Raw genomic sequence first — 15,344 nt, forward strand, 5'->3', positions numbered from 1 at the left:
ATTGCGGTTAGAGTGGCTGTGAGCAGTTTGCAAATTCTGCTTTTGATTTGTAATGACAACTCAAACTACTCTTCTTACCCATTGTGAGCTCGGGGGTTCTGGCCCTCGTCTCATCCATATCGCGCCTGCCAATGGCTTTCCACCAGAAGCCTACGTCCCTCTCGCCGCCGGGCTTGCGTCCTTTGGGCGCATTCTGGGATACCGGCCACGTCCGCTGCGTGTCGATGGGGATGCGCAGCCGGGAGGGACATGGCGCGATTTGGCTGCTGATTTGATTGCCGATCTTCAGGCGGTGACCGGCGAACCGGTGGTTGGTATCGGCCATTCACTTGGTGGTATTCTGACATTGTACGCCGCAGTAGAACGGCCTGAACTCTTCCAGCGGATTGTGTTGATCGATCCGGTGCTCTTTCGCCGACGCTTGCAGATACTGATCTGGTTGTTACGTCAGAGTGGTCAGGGATACCGCTTTCCCCTGGCTCAGGGTGCTTTACGCCGGCGCGATCACTTTGCCAGCGTTGATGAGGCCCGACAGCGCTGGCAGGGTCGTGGGGTGTTCGCCGATTTTACCCCTGACGCACTCGAAGGATATCTGCAGGGTGGGTTACGTCCGCATGGCCGGGGCTACACACTGGCCTGGCCAAAACGTTGGGAAGCTCATATTTTTGCGTCTTCCCCACTTGATGCCTGGCGTGATTTACGACGTTTGCGCATCCCACTCATGATTGTGCGGGGGACACGATCTGACCTGATTACCGATTCGGTCTGGCAACGGTTGCAGCGAATGCTGCCGCACGCTACTTTCGCCGAGGTAGAAGCCGGACATATGCTCCCAATGGAGCGCCCTGAAGAGGTGGCCGGGCTGATTGCCCGCTGGTTAGCGCAGCCAATCCCTCACCGCTGAATCGGCGCTGATGCGTGACATCCTGGTGCCACTGTCTGTCGCTTTGACCCGCCGGCGAGACACCTTCCTCTGACGTTGGAAGAAAAACCCGATTCTGGCGTACCCTTTGCGCGGTGTAGACGGTTATATATATGTACGGTCTACACTGACTCAAATGCTGCCGGCAGTGTTATATCAGTGGTATTGGCTATGGTCACTCAGCAACATCCCTCTACCTCAAACCTGCCATCTGAAGCCACCGTCATTTTGCGCGATGTTTTTGGTTTCAGTACGTTCCGCCCTCATCAAGAGCAGATTATCGGCCGTGTATTGCGTGGCGAATCGACCCTGGCCGTCTTACCGACCGGTGCCGGCAAGTCGTTGACCTATCAGTTACCGGCCCAGCTTTTACCACAGGCCACAGTGGTGATTAGCCCTTTGATCGCGTTAATGAAGGATCAGGTAGACCGGTTACCACCTGCCGTCCAGGAACGGGCAACCATCATCAACTCCACCCTTACCGCAGGAGAGGTGCGCGACCGCTTACGGGCAATTGCTGCCGGTAAGTACAAACTGGTTTATGTCGCTCCCGAACGCCTGCGACAACGCTCATTCCTTTTTGCGCTTCGTCACTGTGGCGTGTCCCGTCTTGTGATCGACGAGGCGCACTGTATCAGCTTATGGGGACAAAATTTTCGCCCTGATTATTTGTTCATCAACCGGGCGATGAACGAACTCGGCCAACCGCCAGTTCTGGCTGTGACAGCTACGGCTGCCTCTGATACGATCCATACGCTGCAAACGATGATCGGCCCGCTGACGGTCGTTCAGGCACCTGTCTTTCGCCCTAACCTGTTTTTTCAGGTGATCCAGGTGCGACCAGGGATGTCAAAGGCACGTAGTCTGATTGAACTCTGCCGGAAGATCAATGGCTCAATCATCGTGTATGCCCGTGCGCGCCAGACTTGTGAAGACCTGGCGCTGGAGCTGCGTTCTGCCGGTGTTGCTGCCGATCACTATCACGCTCTGCATCCTGATCGAGCAGGTGTGCAAGAGCGGTTCATGAACGGAAAGACGCGGGTTCTGGTTGCGACAGTCGCGTTTGGGATGGGGGTTGACAAAGCCGATATTCGTGCTGTCATCCACTACAATCTTCCCGCCTCACTCGAAGCCTACTACCAGGAGGCGGGCCGGGCCGGGCGTGATGGCTTGCCGGCGCGCTGTATTCTCTTTTTCAGCGAGAATGATGCTCGTGTATTGCGGACCTGGTTGCAATCAACGACAATTACCCGCGAGAATCTGCGTGAGTTGTACCGTCAAGTCAGGCGTACAATCACCTATCCCGCAGGTGTGATTGATCTTGATGCGTTACAATCCCAGTTTGGTCCCGCTGGTGAAGTGCTGACGCGAGTCGGGATCAGTGTCTTGGAACAGGTAGGTCTGCTCAAACGTCATTTCGACCTGCCGCTGGCAGCGGTGGTCGAACGAACCGGGACGGTAGCTGCCACAGACTGGTTACACCATCTTCCACGGGAAGCGATTGAAATCGATCTCATGCTCCTTGCCCATCAGCACAACATTCCGGTAGCTCACATTGAAGCAGTGTTGTTAGAAGCGCAAGCCGCTGGCCTGCTACGTTACCGACCGGGACTACGCCTGCCGCTCATTGAACTCTTGTCACCGCCAGCCGACGCAGGCGAGCGTGTCGAGGGCTGGCTGGAAAGGTTCCGGCAATATCAGGAGCAGCGGATTGAGTCCATGGTCGATTACGCTCGCAGTCAGCGTTGCCGACACCAGATACTGGCAGCGTATTTTGGTCAACAACTTGCCGCCTGTCGTATCGGTTGCGACGTCTGCTCCTCATCACGGGCACTTAAAGTTGGCAGGCGCGAGTGGCATTAAGTGATGTCAGTCCCAGAGCGTGGAACCGCCGAATCGGCGTTGCCGATCCCACAGAGTTGGAACACGGTTCGGCGAGGATACCGTTGCCCGTGGTGCGTGGTGGGGAGTGCGGCAGCCACGCTGCTGCGCCAGTCGTGATCACGATCAAGGGCGGGGTGCAGCGGTTTCCCCATCGGTCACGGGGACGATGTGCGTGCAGAGCACGTCTGTCAGGTCTGGCTGACTGCGTGTGAGGAGGTGCGGATCGTGGCGCAGGCTTCCAGCCTGTCGACCGTGGTACAGGTGATGGACGGGTGCGTGCCAGATCAAACCCTCGGCGAGCGGCAAACGCTATCACCGGACTGATGCACCGCAATGAGTGGCATCAGGAGTGACGCACAGTATCAATCAAGATTTGGTAGAGTGGGTGTGGCGTTACTATATGCTTCCGGTACGGAGGTCGGTGGATGCAGCGGCGTGGCTGCCGCATTCCAAAGCTACGCTAACCGGCTTCGGTCAAATACCAGCGGCCATCAACCCGAACTACCGGCAACCCGCCTGTTTCGCGTCCGATCAAGCGCAGCAGGGCACCGTTGCGTTCAAGAATGACGTTATCTTCCGCATCGCGCCAGCGCACTGTAATCACGCCATTGACTACTTCAACCAGGGCTGTCAGATCATCGGCCTGAAGCACGCGGGTACGGTCGTAAGTAATCACAACCTCTGCACGACTGCCACGGGCAGGTTGCGTATTACTATTTACAAACCCGTTGAGCATCTCCTGCATCAGCAGGCGTTGATCGGCGCGTTCGCTGGGGGCAAAATAACTTGCCAGGCGGCTCGCCCACACCTGGCGGGCGGTTGGCTCACGAAGCATTGGATCGGCCAGGGCGGTATTAAAATCCTCAAGAAAGCTCTCGACCACCGCTTCAGGAGTAACACCCCCTAAACCGATGTCTTCTTCCAGATCGGCTGCACCACAGCCACTAAGCAGGAGCAGCAAACAACACCAGAGGATAACGTGTTTCATGGGCGGGCTTCTTCACGAAAGCTGCGTGGCGGTGTTGGGAGTTCGGCACGCACAATATCACCGGCACTGGCAATGTAGAGTATCGGACGGGCACTGCTCATATCGATACTCAGGGCAGTCAGTTGACTCAAGCGCAGGTTACTGTCGGCGCGTACCCGTAGCTGCTGGATCAGCTCACCGGTGCGCTTATCAAGCTGTAAGATGCGCTCCTGCGCCGGTTCGAGCAGAAAGATGTAACCGGCATCAGGTGGGCCAGTAATCACAAACCGTGACACCTCGGCGATAGGGGGCGAGACATTGCTGGGGGTAAGCTGGCCTACCAGTTGCCCGAAACTAAAGATCAGCACTGTGCCATTCTTTTGCAGCAAGTAGATGCTGCCATCAACCGCCATATCAATTGCCGAAAGGACAGCAGCATCGCGGGTCACGCCGGGGTTGAGCCAGAATTCAGGTGTATCGCCGTAGCGACCAGACGAAAACTTTAACACTTCACCAGGCTGGGCACCCCAGATATACAGATTACCGGCATACTCCTCGACATCGAGCCGTTCAGGATCGATCCAGATTTCGGAACTTCCCAGTTTCGAGTAGTTCCAGGTGTCATTCTGGCGGAAGTAATAACCGAACCCGTTTGGAGCCTGATCAATCGCTACCACCTGGTCGATACGCCAGAGTGCTGCGCGTAAAGAGCCAACAATCGCCGCTCCGACAGTCTGACCAGGTTCGAGATATGGCTCTGGCGTACCGCCGTCGCGGGGAATCCGGTAGAGGCGAGCAGCCTCGGGATCGCTATCCAGTGCGTATAGATAGCGCAGTGCTGTCAGGTTTGCCGGATCGGTGACACTACTCATTGCTGGCGGTACGACAATGGTAGTAAAGATGCCATTCGGCAACGGATGACTTGCCAGCAAGGTTGGTTCAAGAAAAGAAACCCGGTCAACTGCCGCCAGTAATCGCTCGTACTCGCGTTCGAGTTCACTGAAGCGTAGCCACAACCCCGGATTGGTGGTCGTAATTTCCGGGCTGGCACGGGCCACATCAATCGCCTGTTGCGCAATGAGTAACGCCTCACGAGCCGTTGTCTCATCGGGTGCCGTGCGCACTGCGGCGACTCGTTCTTCAGCCGCGACCAGATATTCGGTCGCCAGTTGCAGGTTATTCTGCTGCGAGAGGTTAATGCCGTATACAATCGCAACACCGACAATCAGCACAGTGACCAGCAATAACGGCCAGGGAATCGGTGGCGCGGTACGGCGATAGGTCAGACCACGCCCTCGCGGCACATAACTACTGATTGTCAATGCTTTGCGTCGCAATTGTCGCTCACGTCGCCATTCGCGCACCATGTCACTCAGGGCCAGCCACGGCCATGCCAGTCGTTCACTCCACGTCATAGTGTCTGGTGGCCGTATGGGATGCCGAAGGCCATACGGTTGACCATTGGCGAAGGTGTCCCCCAGATCAATCGGGATCGATTGTGGTGGGTCCTCGCCTAAAACACTCGACGGGGGTAACGGTGCAGTCTGCCGTACAACACGTTCCGCCAGTGGTTCGCCAAGATCGATAGGGGCTGGACGTGGCGGTGGATTCGGCGTAAAAGCCGGTTGTGGTGGTAGGGTAAAGAGTGGATCGGCTTTCGGTTCGGTTGCAACTGCGATCTGTCTCTTATCCGGTTGCGCCTGATGTGCAGAAGGCGTCGGCGATGGTGTGGGCCGGGGGGCCGGTTCGTGAACAGTGAACGCCAGTAGTTCGGCTGATGGCAAGTCGGCGATGCGAGCGTGAGCCGTATTGATGATTGCAGACGCATCTGCCTGGGCCAGGAGTGCTGCCATTGTTGGTGGATCGAAGTGACCTATCAGGGTGCTGCTACTCAACAACACAGCATCACCTGGCTGTACGACGGCGCGAAAGAACTCTGGCTCAACAAACAGACTGGCTCCCAGAGCGTTGGTGAGCGCAATCTGTGCTGCATTCACCTGAGCCGGATCCCAGGACGGATGGGTTGGGATAGCACGGAGTTTTCCGCTGCAACGCAAGAAGACCTGAGCCGGTTGCACCTGGGCGATGAAGAGATCGTTGCCGAGCAGGGCAATCGCAGTAACGCCGACAGTCATACGACGGGTCGGCGAATGTCGCATGTTATCCTGATACAACGCTTTGTTGGCGTTGACGATTGCTATGCGCAATGCCGATGCCGCGCTGGTAGCTTCGCTCTCGTAGAAGGTGTGGCGAATGCTTCGGGTGACAATTCGGCAGGCGTGTTCAGCACGCTCAACCGGGCCTATCGGTTCACATAACACAAAAAGCTGACCGCGCGTAACCGCCACTTGCTGGTGAGGAGCAGGTGTTACGACGAGCGCTCGTGTACTGTTTGTGATAATTGCTCCGGCCACCGCAACACGGTGGTCTGCATGAATCTCAAGTGATTGCATACTATAGCGATTATACCAGAAGTGGTTGGGGCCTGACTCAGCACCAGACCTCACAAGCACCACAAGCGACGCACGCAAGGTTCGGTTCCAGATAACATTGACGCCAGCGCTGCTCACCCGTACAATGCTAACAGCAAGAATACTGATCGTAGCAAGTCACAACGAAACGAGTACCGGCTATGTTTGAAAGTCTTTCTGATCGCTTACAGGCCGTTTTTCAAAAACTAGGCAGTAAGGGTCGTCTCACCGAAGATGATGTCCGTGAGGCGATGAAGCAGGTGCGCCTGGCCCTGCTCGAAGCCGACGTTAACTTTCGGGTCGTCAAAGAGTTTGTGGCTAAAGTGACCGAGCAGGCTATTGGCGAAGAGGTCACCAAAAGCCTGACCCCACATCAACAGGTGATCAAGATCGTTCATCAAGAATTGATCAACCTGTTGGGTACAGAAAACGTTCCCCTGCAAGAGGCACGCCCTGGCCCGACAGTGATCATGCTGGTAGGTTTGCAGGGTACCGGTAAAACGACATTAGCTGCCAAACTGGCGCTCCATTTGCGCAAGAAGGGTAAGCGGGTCTTGCTAGTTGCGGCTGACGTCTATCGTCCGGCGGCAATTACGCAATTACAGGCATTGGGTCGGCAGCTCAATATTCCGGTGTACAGCGAAGGCACACAGGCCAGCCCGCCGGATATTGCCGAGCATGCACTTGAACATGCCCGTAAGGAACTGTTTAATGTGGTCATTATTGACACTGCCGGTCGGCTTCAGATCGACGAGCCGCTCATGCAAGAGCTGGAGCAGATTGAGAATCGGGTGCATCCTATCGAGCGGTTGCTGGTCGTTGATGCCATGACCGGTCAGGAAGCGGTGCGTGTGGCCGAGACGTTCAATCAGCGTGTCAAGCTAACCGGCGTGGTGATGACCAAGATGGACGGCGATGCACGGGGTGGTGCAGCGCTGTCGGTTCGTGCTGTGACCGGTGTGCCGATCAAATTTCTCTCGACCGGCGAGAAGGTTGATGGTAATACACTCGAAGTCTTCCACCCTGATCGACTGGCGTCGCGCATTCTTGGCATGGGTGATGTGTTATCACTGATTGAACGCGCCGAACAGCTCTACGACGCCGAGCAGGCGAAGAAGATGCAGAAGCGTCTTAGCAAGGGTGAATTCGACTTCGAGGACTTTCTCAATTCACTCCACCAGATGCGGAAATTGGGGCCGTTGCAGCAAATTATTGCAATGATTCCCGGTCTCAATCAGTTAGCCCGGAATGAAGAGTTGCTTGATGAGCGCCATGTCAAGCGAGTTGAAGCCATTATCTACTCGATGACTCCTGAAGAGCGACGACGACCGGAAATCATCAAGGGGAGTCGGCGCGAGCGTATTGCCCGTGGCAGTGGCACCTCGGTGCAAGAGGTCAGTCAATTGGTCAAGCAGTTTCAACAGATGCAGCGCATGATGAAACAACTGGCCAGTAAAGGCGGTAAGGGTCGTGGTGGTATCGATCCAAACGAACTGCTGCGTCGCCTGCGCTGACACAGGGTATTGATAGGTGATCCGTAAATGACGGTTTGCGTTAATGGCCGTGTTGCTGAGACACTTGCAACGCGAAGATAATTTTGTGCTATACTATAGAACTAGTGCGTTATTGTTGGTCTGAGTGTGAGGAACGATACAACCTATGGTTAAAATTCGTCTGCGCCGCACCGGCAAGACTAAACAGCCGAGCTATCGCATTGTAGTTGCTGATTCGCGCTCGCCGCGCGATGGTAAGTTTATCGAAACTATTGGCTATTATCTGCCAACCCGTCAGCCGAAGGTTTTGGAGATCAAAGCCGACCGTGCCCGGTACTGGCTTGGTGTTGGTGCCCAACCGACTGAAGTTGTGGTGAAGCTACTGAAGCGGGTCAATGTACTCGACGAGCAGGGTAAGGTCATTGCCGAAGCCTAGTCCTACAGTGGAGGGAGCTTCAATGAAGGCGCTCCTCGAATATATCGCTCGTAATCTGGTTGATACGCCTGAAGCGGTTCGCATCAAGGAACGTAGTGGGCGTTTCACGATCACGTATCATTTGTCGGTTGCACCATCCGAAACCGGCAAAGTCATTGGGCGCAATGGACGGGTGGCAAAGGCAATTCGCGATCTGATGGGTGTTGCAGCAGCCCGTCAAAAGAAGCGAGTACACGTCGATATCGAGTAAGTCGGTAGACATCGGCAACCGGTCGGCCATCCGCGCCGATCGGTTGCTTTGTTGTGGGTTGTTATGGACGATCTGCTCTATATTGGTGCTCTTGGTGCGCCTTTTGGTGTGCGTGGTCAGATCAGGCTACATTCTATCTCCAGTCATCCTGAGCATCTGATTCGCCATCTGCGCACCGTCTTTATCGGGCCGAAACGTGTCCCTCACCAGGTTTCGCGCCTCTACATGCACAAACCGGGGCTGCTCATTATTCAATTGCAAACGATCACGGATCGGGATGCAGCGGCTGATTTGCGCGGTGAAGAAGTCTACATTGCTGCGGCTGATGCCGCCCCACTTGCCGCAGATGAGTTCTTCTATCACGATGTGATCGGTATGCAGGCAGTTACTGACAGTGGCGAAGATATTGGTGAGGTGCGCGATATTCTCGAAACCGGTGCCGGTGAGATCGTGGTGATTACTCGTCGCGGACGCCCTGATGCGCTGGTACCGATGGTCCGTGATTTTATTGTGGCAATTGATGTCGGTGAACGGCGCCTGGTGATCCGCCCAATTGCCGGTTTACTCGATTGAACCTTACTGGGCAATCGGTAGAATAACTCTAAAGGTTGTCCCCTGCTCAGGCTGTGAACGCACCCATAACTCGCCACCGTGAAAATCCACGATACTGTAGCAGAGCGACAAACCTATTCCCAGCCCGTCAAATCGCGTCGAGTAAAACGGTTCAAAAATCTTGGGTACCTCTTCCTGGGCAATGCCCACCCCGGTATCACTAATCTCTAACACGACCGCCTGCTCAGAAGGAAACTGGCGCGAACCACCGCCGGCACGCCAGAAGGATGCCCGGTCTGGTTCACCGTCTGGTGGACGCAGATAGGTGCGGATGCGGAGCGTGCCTCCCTCTGGCATGGCCTCGATTGCATTTTGGACTAGTGTCTGACACACCTGTTTCAGATGGCTGATGACGGCTGTGACCCACGGCAGCGTTGAGGTCAGTTCACCAATATAACGAATGTTGCGAGCGATCAGGGTTTGGCGATACGTTGCAATCACGTCGATTACGACTTGATTGAGATCAACCGGGCGACGGCCATCGAGATTCGGGCGTGAGATGTCGAGAATGCGTTGCACGCGCTGAATTAACCCATCAAGTTCAGCGGCAGCCTTGGTCAAATAGAGATCGCGTCGTTCGGGTGATAAATCAGAGTGCTGTAAGAGGTGGACTGTGCTTGAAAGCGCTTGCAGTGGATTATTAATCTCGTGCGCCATCGCGGTAGCCAGACGACCAATCGCCGCAAGTTTTTCAGCCTGAGCAAGTTCGCGCGCCAGACGCTGTCGCTCGCTAATATCGCGGGCAATGACCAGAAAGAGGCGCTGATCGCCATCGGGCACCACACTGACGCTCACTGCCACCGCAGTCTCATGTCCATCGGCGGTACAGAGTGTCGTTTCGATTTCGCTGTGCTCAGCGCGACCGTTGACCGCAGTGCTTAACAGGGCAGGCAAGGTTGGCAACAATCGGCAAGGATTGAGCCGCAGTATTTCCTCACCCGGGTACCCCGACAGGCGGGTCAACGCTAAATTGGCATCGAGAACGTTCATCCCGGTTGCATCGAGCAGTAAGACTGCATCGTTGGCATGACGGAGGAGCGCGCGATAGCGCTCTTCTGAACGCAAGACCTCACTGTACAACCGGGCATTCTCTATCGCCACGGCTGCCTGCCCGGCGAGTAGTTGTAATAGTTCCTGATCAGCAGCCGTAAAGGCCGCATCGAGCGTCGCTTTTGCTGCGTTAAGCACACCAAGCACACGTTCGCCGGCCATGATAGGAACCGACAACGCGGTAGTCAGTTCAGGGGACAGGAGATGAGGCTTGAGTTCTTTGTACCAGGGTGATGAGACAAGGTGCTGATCGATCAGAAGTGGCTGGCGATGACGAACTACCCATCCAGAGATACTCCTGTCTACCGGTATCAGGGCACCAATGCCGACTGTGTCAGGCAGGCCAGTGCAGGCCACGATGCGGAGAGCCTGCTCATCCGGCTCCAATAGCATGAGTGAAGCGCGTTCAGCATGTACCTCAACCCGTACCGTTTCGATAATCAAAGCGTACAGGCGTGACTGATCAAGCTCGGCCAACAGATGCTGACTGATTTGCAACAGCGGGCGCAACGCAGCCAGGCGGTCGCTGGCCCGGATGGCCTGCCGTTTGGCAACCAGCTCGCGGGCCATATCGGCCAATTCCTGGGCGCGGAACGGTTTGATCAACAGACCACGGGCACCGAGGCGCATGGCGTAGGAAATCTGCTCGATAGAAGCAGCACCACTGACGATCAAAATGGGCACACTGATGTCACGTGATCGGATCAATTCGAGCAGTTGGAGGCCATTCATCCCTGGCATGATTAGATCAACCATAACCAGATCAAACACCGTTTGTTCCAGTGCCTCCAACGCGGTCGTGACATCAGCCGCCGTTGTTACAACAAACCCGGCCCGTGCCAGCGTTTGCCGACACAGGTCGCGTAACTGCGGATCGTCATCGACAACCAATACGTGGCCAGCCCAACTGCTCATACGGTTATCCCGCAATCTCCAGTGATTACGAGGAGCTATAGCGACGGGCCAGTTCAGCCCACACCGCCTCTGCTGTCATACCTTGCTGTTCCAGCAACACCAGGCTATGGTAGATGAGATCGGCCAATTCGTAGGCGATCTCTGCCGGGTTCCCATTTTTGGCGGCAATAATCACTTCGGCTGCTTCCTCGCCGATCTTCTTGCCGATCCGATCAACACCGCCGTGGAGTAGCTTAGCGGTGTAGGACTCGCCTGGCGTAGAATCGCGGCGGGCCTGGATACGATCCGCCAGACGCGCCAGAATGGCGACTGGCGGTACTGGTCCAGAAACTTCCGTTTCATCAAGATCGCGGAAGAAACAACCTGGCCGGCCCGTATGACAGGTTGGGCCGGCCGGTTCTGCCAGGACTAACAAGGCATCACCATCACAATCCTGTCGAATCTCGACGAGACGTAAGGTGTTGCCACTGGTTTCACCTTTACGCCACAGGCGCTGGCGCGAGCGGCTATAAAACGTGACAAAGCCGCTGGTGAGGGTAGCCGTTAGCGCCTCTTTATTCATATATCCCAGCATCAATACTTCGCCGCTGCGGGCATGTTGTACGATAGCTGGTAGTAGTTCTGTATCACTTATGGACACCATGCGTCCGGTGTACCTCCTTATATTCTGTAAGGCAGCTATGTAACGGTTGTCAGTGTATCTAATGGCGGAAATGGCGGCGTCCGGTAAAGACCATCGCCGCGCCAGCGGCATCAGCCGCAGCGATCACCTCTTCGTCGCGTACCGAGCCACCGGGCTGAATAATGGCGGTGGCACCGGCAGCAATTGCCGCTTCAACACCATCAGCAAAGGGAAAGAGCGCATCGCTTGCCACGACACTGCCTCGCAGATCGATCCCGGCCTGTTGGGCTTTCCAGACAGCCAGGCGCGAGCTATCTACCCGGCTCATCTGTCCGGCACCGATGCCAAGAGTGCGGTCATGAGCTGCATACACAATCGCATTTGACTTCACGTGTTTTACTACGCGCCAGGCGAAGCGGAGCGCAGCAGCTTCGGCATCGGTTGGGGCACGTTTGGTGACGACACGCCACTCTTCAGCAACCAGAGGAGCATGATCAGGTTCTTGCACCAACACACCGCCGGGAACGCTCCGCAGTTGCCAGCGATCAGCACCGGTAATCGGGCGCACGCTTTGGAGCAGCCGCCGATTCTTCTTGCGTCGGAGCAAGGCCAGGGCATCGGGGGCAAAATCAGGTGCGATAATGATTTCCGAGAAGATTTCATCTACCGCTTCGGCAAACGCGATATCGACTGGTCGGTTGACCGCAATAATGCCACCGAACGGAGCTTCGCGGTCGGTGGCAAATGCTGCTTCCCAGGCCCTATGGAGATCGGCAGCGATAGCTACACCACACGGATTGGTGTGTTTAATGATGGCAACCGCAGCCGCTTCAGTCGCAGGAAACTCTTCAATCAACTCCTGCGCGGCGGCAGTATCAAGAATATTGTTATAACTTAGCTCTTTGCCGTGCAACTGATGGAAGAAGGCACCAAAATCACCGTACAGGGCAGCGGCCTGGTGAGGATTTTCGCCGTAGCGCAGAGGCTGATATTTTCGCCAGGCCAACGGCAGCACATCGGGCAGTGGCTCGGTGCGGAGATATGCGGCAATGGTCGCATCGTACTCAGCGGTATGGGCAAACGCCTTTGCGGCCAGGCGCTGTCGTTCGCTCAATGGCACATCGCCAGCGCGTAAGCCATCGAGCACGCCGGCATAGTCGGCCGGATCGACCAGTACCAGCACTGCCGGGAAATTCTTGGCCGCCGCCCGTAGCAATGCAACACCGCCGATGTCAATCTGCTCTTGCGCTTCAGCCATTGTCACGTCGGGGCGGGCAATGGTAGCGGCGAAGGGGTAGAGGTTTACTACGACTAGATCAATTGGTTGTAGATTATGGGCAGCCAGTTCGGCCATATGAGCCGGCACATCACGGCGCGCCAGCAAGCCGGCGTGAATTGCAGGATGGAGCGTTTTCACCCGGCCATCAAGAATTTCGGGAAAACCGGTGACGTCACTGACAGGTAGAGCCGGGATACCTGCTTCACGTAATACACGTTGGGTCTGACCGGTTGAGATAATCTCAATGCCAAGATTGTGGAGAGCCTGAGCAAATTCGACAATCCCCGTTTTATCGTAGACGCTCATCAATGCGCGCACAACACGCTCCTCACCAATCACAGAGACAACCCAAAGCGAAACCCTGCCCGCAGCGACGGGCAGGGTCGCGTAGCCCCATTGTACCACAGATCAAACGAGCAACTCACGGGCCCGTTCGCGCAACTGGGCCGCGGCCTGACTGGCCCGGTCGGCTCCGATCAGACGGCGGGCTTCAGCTTCAAAGGCATCAGCGGCTGCCAGCATTTCGGCGGCAGAGGCGCGTGAAGGATCATTGACACCGGCGATGCGATAGGCTTCCTGCAGTAACACATTTGCGCCGGCACCGAGATACCCGGCAGCGATCTGCTCAAATTCTGGAGCGAGCGATTCGCCAGCGGCAGCTTCGCGGCGTTCGATCAGACCACTCTGCATCAGTTTAGCAATAATCTCACAGGTACGGGCTTCACCGAGACCGCTGCGTTGGGCAATCTGACCAACGGTATGTTTGCCGTTGATCATCGTCAGGACGCGCCACTCTTCAGCGTTGAGGCTGATCTCAACGTTACCCGAAGCCGGATTGGGCACCAGGCGTGGTACCATTGCCAGGGTAGGGGTTGTCGCTTGCTGTTGCGACCACGTCTCCTGGCGATGGATGCCCTCCATAATAATCGACTCATTACTGGCAGTAATTGTCGTCTGGGGCGATGTCACACCCTCGTGAAAGCGAAACGGCCCGCTTGTGACCGTGAAAAATGTGTACACCGCTTCCAGTGGCTCCAGACCGGGCAGTTTCGCATCAACAATTTTTCCATCGCGAAAGAAGATCCATCCGGTCAGCTTCTGGGTTCCTCGCCGGCCATCAATCTCAACACCGCCGGTCTTCTTACTCAGTTGCAACAACTGGATGAGGTCAGTGAGCGAAAACTCGCTCAAATCGCCTGCCAGCGCCATAGCTGTCCCTCACCTTGTCTCGCGTGTGTAATATTGCCCCTGGCAACATCACAGCTTGCTAATCACGACCCGACTAATCGCTCGCAACGTCTCGAAGACCCCCACACCTTTGGTTGCGATAGCCTCGATCCGCGGCCAATTCATCTTAGTCACACCCAGGAAGTGATCCATCATTGCCACCGGAGCCAGGACATCAGGTGGCAGATCTCGCTTGTTATATTGCAACACAATCGGGAAATCGGCGAAGCGTTTATTCTGTCGGGTAATATTTTGGGCCAACTCACGCAGACTATTGATATTTTCCTGCATCTTATTCTTATGTGAGTCGGCAACGAAGACCACACCATCAGCCCCGTTAAGAACGGCGACCCGGGTGCGTTCGTACAGTACCTGGCCGGGCACGGTATAGAGATGAAAACGGGTCTGGAAACCGCGCACCTTACCTAGATCAAGGGGCAGAAAGTCAAAGAAAAGGGTGCGTTCGGTTTCAGTGGCAATCGAGAGCAGATCGCCCTTGACCTCTTTGGGTACCTGACTGTGGATGTACTGCAAATTGGTCGTTTTGCCGCACATCCCAGGGCCGTAGTAAACGATCTTACAATGTATTTCACGTGCAGCGACATTGATCAGAGCCATAGATTCTCTCGCGAAGTCGGTCGGCACCAGGCACCGACGCGACCAATCAGCAGGGTAGAAGCGCGGTTAATCGCGGAACAGCAGATCAATGGTATCTTCCATCGATGTACGGAAAGCCGAACCGAGCACTTCATCACGGGCCTTGTGTTGCTGACGTACCCGTTCGAGCACGGCAGCCAGTTCATCGGTTGCCTTCTTGGTAAGAACCTTTACCAGTCCAATGTGGGTGCCCTTGTTGAAGATGATACACAAAATCCACTGCTCTTCGATCAGGGCGATAAAGATATTTTCGCGCACACCTTGCTGGAAGGATGCCCGAAAATCACGTTCGCGCAAAAGTTTGGCCACTTCCCGCGAGGAAGCAAAGACGCCGGCAATTAGCGCGCCAAGGGCAGTAATGTCTTGCCGGTCGCCATCACCTTTCGAGGAGATGACCTGACCACTTTTGTCGAGGAGCAGTGCATAGTCGCTGCCGGTGTCTTCCACCAGGCGGGAGAGACACTCTTCAATATGAGCGATCTCTTCCGAGGGCACGATGATACTTGTCAACTGAGGATCCATCGCAGCCTACCTTCACGTCTGAGAGTGGCGGGTGTCG

At 55.8% G+C, this 15,344-nt stretch carries 14 protein-coding genes; 6 read left to right on the plus strand and 8 right to left on the minus strand.

All coding sequences use genetic code 11. The features are described from left to right. The first annotated feature begins 52 nt into the window (after nt 1–52). Both CAUR_RS10710 and CAUR_RS10715 read left to right on the plus strand, forming a co-directional pair. On the plus strand, nt 53–904 hold the full coding sequence (locus tag CAUR_RS10710; protein WP_012257914.1) for an alpha/beta fold hydrolase: 852 nt from the start codon (nt 53–55) through the stop codon (nt 902–904). A 189-nt stretch (nt 905–1,093) separates the two neighbouring features. Further along, a complete protein-coding gene (locus CAUR_RS10715) occupies nt 1,094–2,785 on the plus strand; it encodes a RecQ family ATP-dependent DNA helicase (protein WP_012257915.1) in 1,692 nt (563 codons plus the stop codon). A 481-nt stretch (nt 2,786–3,266) separates the two neighbouring features. Here the strand turns inward: CAUR_RS10715 and CAUR_RS10720 are convergent, their stop codons facing one another. Further along, a complete protein-coding gene (locus CAUR_RS10720; protein ID WP_012257916.1) occupies nt 3,267–3,794 on the minus strand; it encodes a hypothetical protein in 528 nt (175 codons plus the stop codon). Continuing rightward, the gene (locus tag CAUR_RS10725; protein ID WP_012257917.1) at nt 3,791–6,226 is read right to left on the minus strand and encodes a PP2C family protein-serine/threonine phosphatase; all 2,436 of its coding nucleotides are present in this window, start codon (nt 6,224–6,226) and stop codon (nt 3,791–3,793) included. The genes CAUR_RS10720 and CAUR_RS10725 overlap by 4 nt, the downstream gene beginning before the upstream one ends. 179 nt (nt 6,227–6,405) lie before the next feature. Here CAUR_RS10725 and ffh point away from each other — a divergent pair, with 179 nt between their 5' ends. The 4 genes from ffh (at nt 6,406) to rimM (ending at nt 8,996) form a co-directional block, all read left to right on the plus strand. After that, nucleotides 6,406–7,758 (plus strand): signal recognition particle protein, encoded by a 1,353-nt coding sequence (gene ffh / locus CAUR_RS10730; protein WP_012257918.1) that lies wholly within the window; start codon nt 6,406–6,408, stop codon nt 7,756–7,758. Between the two features lie 145 nt (nt 7,759–7,903). After that, entirely contained in the window at nt 7,904–8,173 is a 270-nt protein-coding gene (rpsP, locus tag CAUR_RS10735) for a 30S ribosomal protein S16 (RefSeq protein ID WP_012257919.1), read from the plus strand. A 22-nt stretch (nt 8,174–8,195) separates the two neighbouring features. Further along, complete coding sequence (locus tag CAUR_RS10740; protein WP_012257920.1) at nt 8,196–8,423, plus strand: KH domain-containing protein; 228 nt, start codon at nt 8,196–8,198, stop codon at nt 8,421–8,423. Nucleotides 8,424–8,486: 63 nt separating this feature from the next. Continuing rightward, the gene (gene rimM, locus CAUR_RS10745) at nt 8,487–8,996 is read left to right on the plus strand and encodes a ribosome maturation factor RimM (RefSeq protein WP_012257921.1); all 510 of its coding nucleotides are present in this window, start codon (nt 8,487–8,489) and stop codon (nt 8,994–8,996) included. A gap of 3 nt (nt 8,997–8,999) precedes the next feature. Here rimM and CAUR_RS10750 read toward each other — a convergent pair whose 3' ends face one another. From CAUR_RS10750 to CAUR_RS10775, 6 genes are all read right to left on the minus strand, one after another. Continuing rightward, a complete protein-coding gene (locus CAUR_RS10750) occupies nt 9,000–11,000 on the minus strand; it encodes a hybrid sensor histidine kinase/response regulator (RefSeq protein ID WP_012257922.1) in 2,001 nt (666 codons plus the stop codon). Nucleotides 11,001–11,025: 25 nt separating this feature from the next. Next, nucleotides 11,026–11,643, minus strand: coding sequence for a bifunctional phosphoribosyl-AMP cyclohydrolase/phosphoribosyl-ATP diphosphatase HisIE (gene hisIE, locus CAUR_RS10755; protein ID WP_012257923.1), 618 nt, complete (start codon nt 11,641–11,643; stop codon nt 11,026–11,028). 58 nt (nt 11,644–11,701) lie between these two features. Next, nucleotides 11,702–13,219 carry a bifunctional phosphoribosylaminoimidazolecarboxamide formyltransferase/IMP cyclohydrolase gene (gene purH, locus CAUR_RS10760; protein ID WP_015909162.1) on the minus strand — a complete coding sequence of 506 codons (1,518 nt, stop codon included), beginning with the start codon at nt 13,217–13,219 and terminating at the stop codon, nt 11,702–11,704. 90 nt (nt 13,220–13,309) lie between these two features. Beyond that, nucleotides 13,310–14,110, minus strand: coding sequence for a DUF4388 domain-containing protein (locus CAUR_RS10765; protein ID WP_012257925.1), 801 nt, complete (start codon nt 14,108–14,110; stop codon nt 13,310–13,312). 48 nt (nt 14,111–14,158) lie between these two features. Then, a complete protein-coding gene (locus CAUR_RS10770) occupies nt 14,159–14,746 on the minus strand; it encodes a GTP-binding protein (protein ID WP_012257926.1) in 588 nt (195 codons plus the stop codon). A 66-nt stretch (nt 14,747–14,812) separates the two neighbouring features. Then, complete coding sequence (locus CAUR_RS10775; RefSeq protein ID WP_012257927.1) at nt 14,813–15,307, minus strand: roadblock/LC7 domain-containing protein; 495 nt, start codon at nt 15,305–15,307, stop codon at nt 14,813–14,815. Nucleotides 15,308–15,344: the final 37 nt, after the last annotated feature.

It is taken from the genome of Chloroflexus aurantiacus J-10-fl, from assembly GCF_000018865.1.
In the GTDB taxonomy this organism is placed as follows: domain Bacteria; phylum Chloroflexota; class Chloroflexia; order Chloroflexales; family Chloroflexaceae; genus Chloroflexus; species Chloroflexus aurantiacus.

Excerpts from the sequence above, each read along its gene's own strand:
- CAUR_RS10725 (WP_012257917.1), bottom strand. The coding sequence starts at position 6,226 with ATGCAATCACTTGAGATTCATGCAGACCACCGTGTTGCGGTGGCCGGA.
- CAUR_RS10710 (WP_012257914.1), top strand. The coding sequence starts at position 53 with ATGACAACTCAAACTACTCTTCTTACCCATTGTGAGCTCGGGGGTTCT.
- CAUR_RS10770 (WP_012257926.1), bottom strand. The coding sequence starts at position 14,746 with ATGGCTCTGATCAATGTCGCTGCACGTGAAATACATTGTAAGATCGTT.
- hisIE (WP_012257923.1), bottom strand. The coding sequence starts at position 11,643 with ATGGTGTCCATAAGTGATACAGAACTACTACCAGCTATCGTACAACAT.
- rimM (WP_012257921.1), top strand. The coding sequence starts at position 8,487 with ATGGACGATCTGCTCTATATTGGTGCTCTTGGTGCGCCTTTTGGTGTG.
- CAUR_RS10750 (WP_012257922.1), bottom strand. The coding sequence starts at position 11,000 with ATGAGCAGTTGGGCTGGCCACGTATTGGTTGTCGATGACGATCCGCAG.
- rpsP (WP_012257919.1), top strand. The coding sequence starts at position 7,904 with ATGGTTAAAATTCGTCTGCGCCGCACCGGCAAGACTAAACAGCCGAGC.
- CAUR_RS10775 (WP_012257927.1), bottom strand. The coding sequence starts at position 15,307 with ATGGATCCTCAGTTGACAAGTATCATCGTGCCCTCGGAAGAGATCGCT.
- CAUR_RS10715 (WP_012257915.1), top strand. The coding sequence starts at position 1,094 with ATGGTCACTCAGCAACATCCCTCTACCTCAAACCTGCCATCTGAAGCC.
- CAUR_RS10740 (WP_012257920.1), top strand. The coding sequence starts at position 8,196 with ATGAAGGCGCTCCTCGAATATATCGCTCGTAATCTGGTTGATACGCCT.
- ffh (WP_012257918.1), top strand. The coding sequence starts at position 6,406 with ATGTTTGAAAGTCTTTCTGATCGCTTACAGGCCGTTTTTCAAAAACTA.
- CAUR_RS10765 (WP_012257925.1), bottom strand. The coding sequence starts at position 14,110 with ATGGCGCTGGCAGGCGATTTGAGCGAGTTTTCGCTCACTGACCTCATC.
- CAUR_RS10720 (WP_012257916.1), bottom strand. The coding sequence starts at position 3,794 with ATGAAACACGTTATCCTCTGGTGTTGTTTGCTGCTCCTGCTTAGTGGC.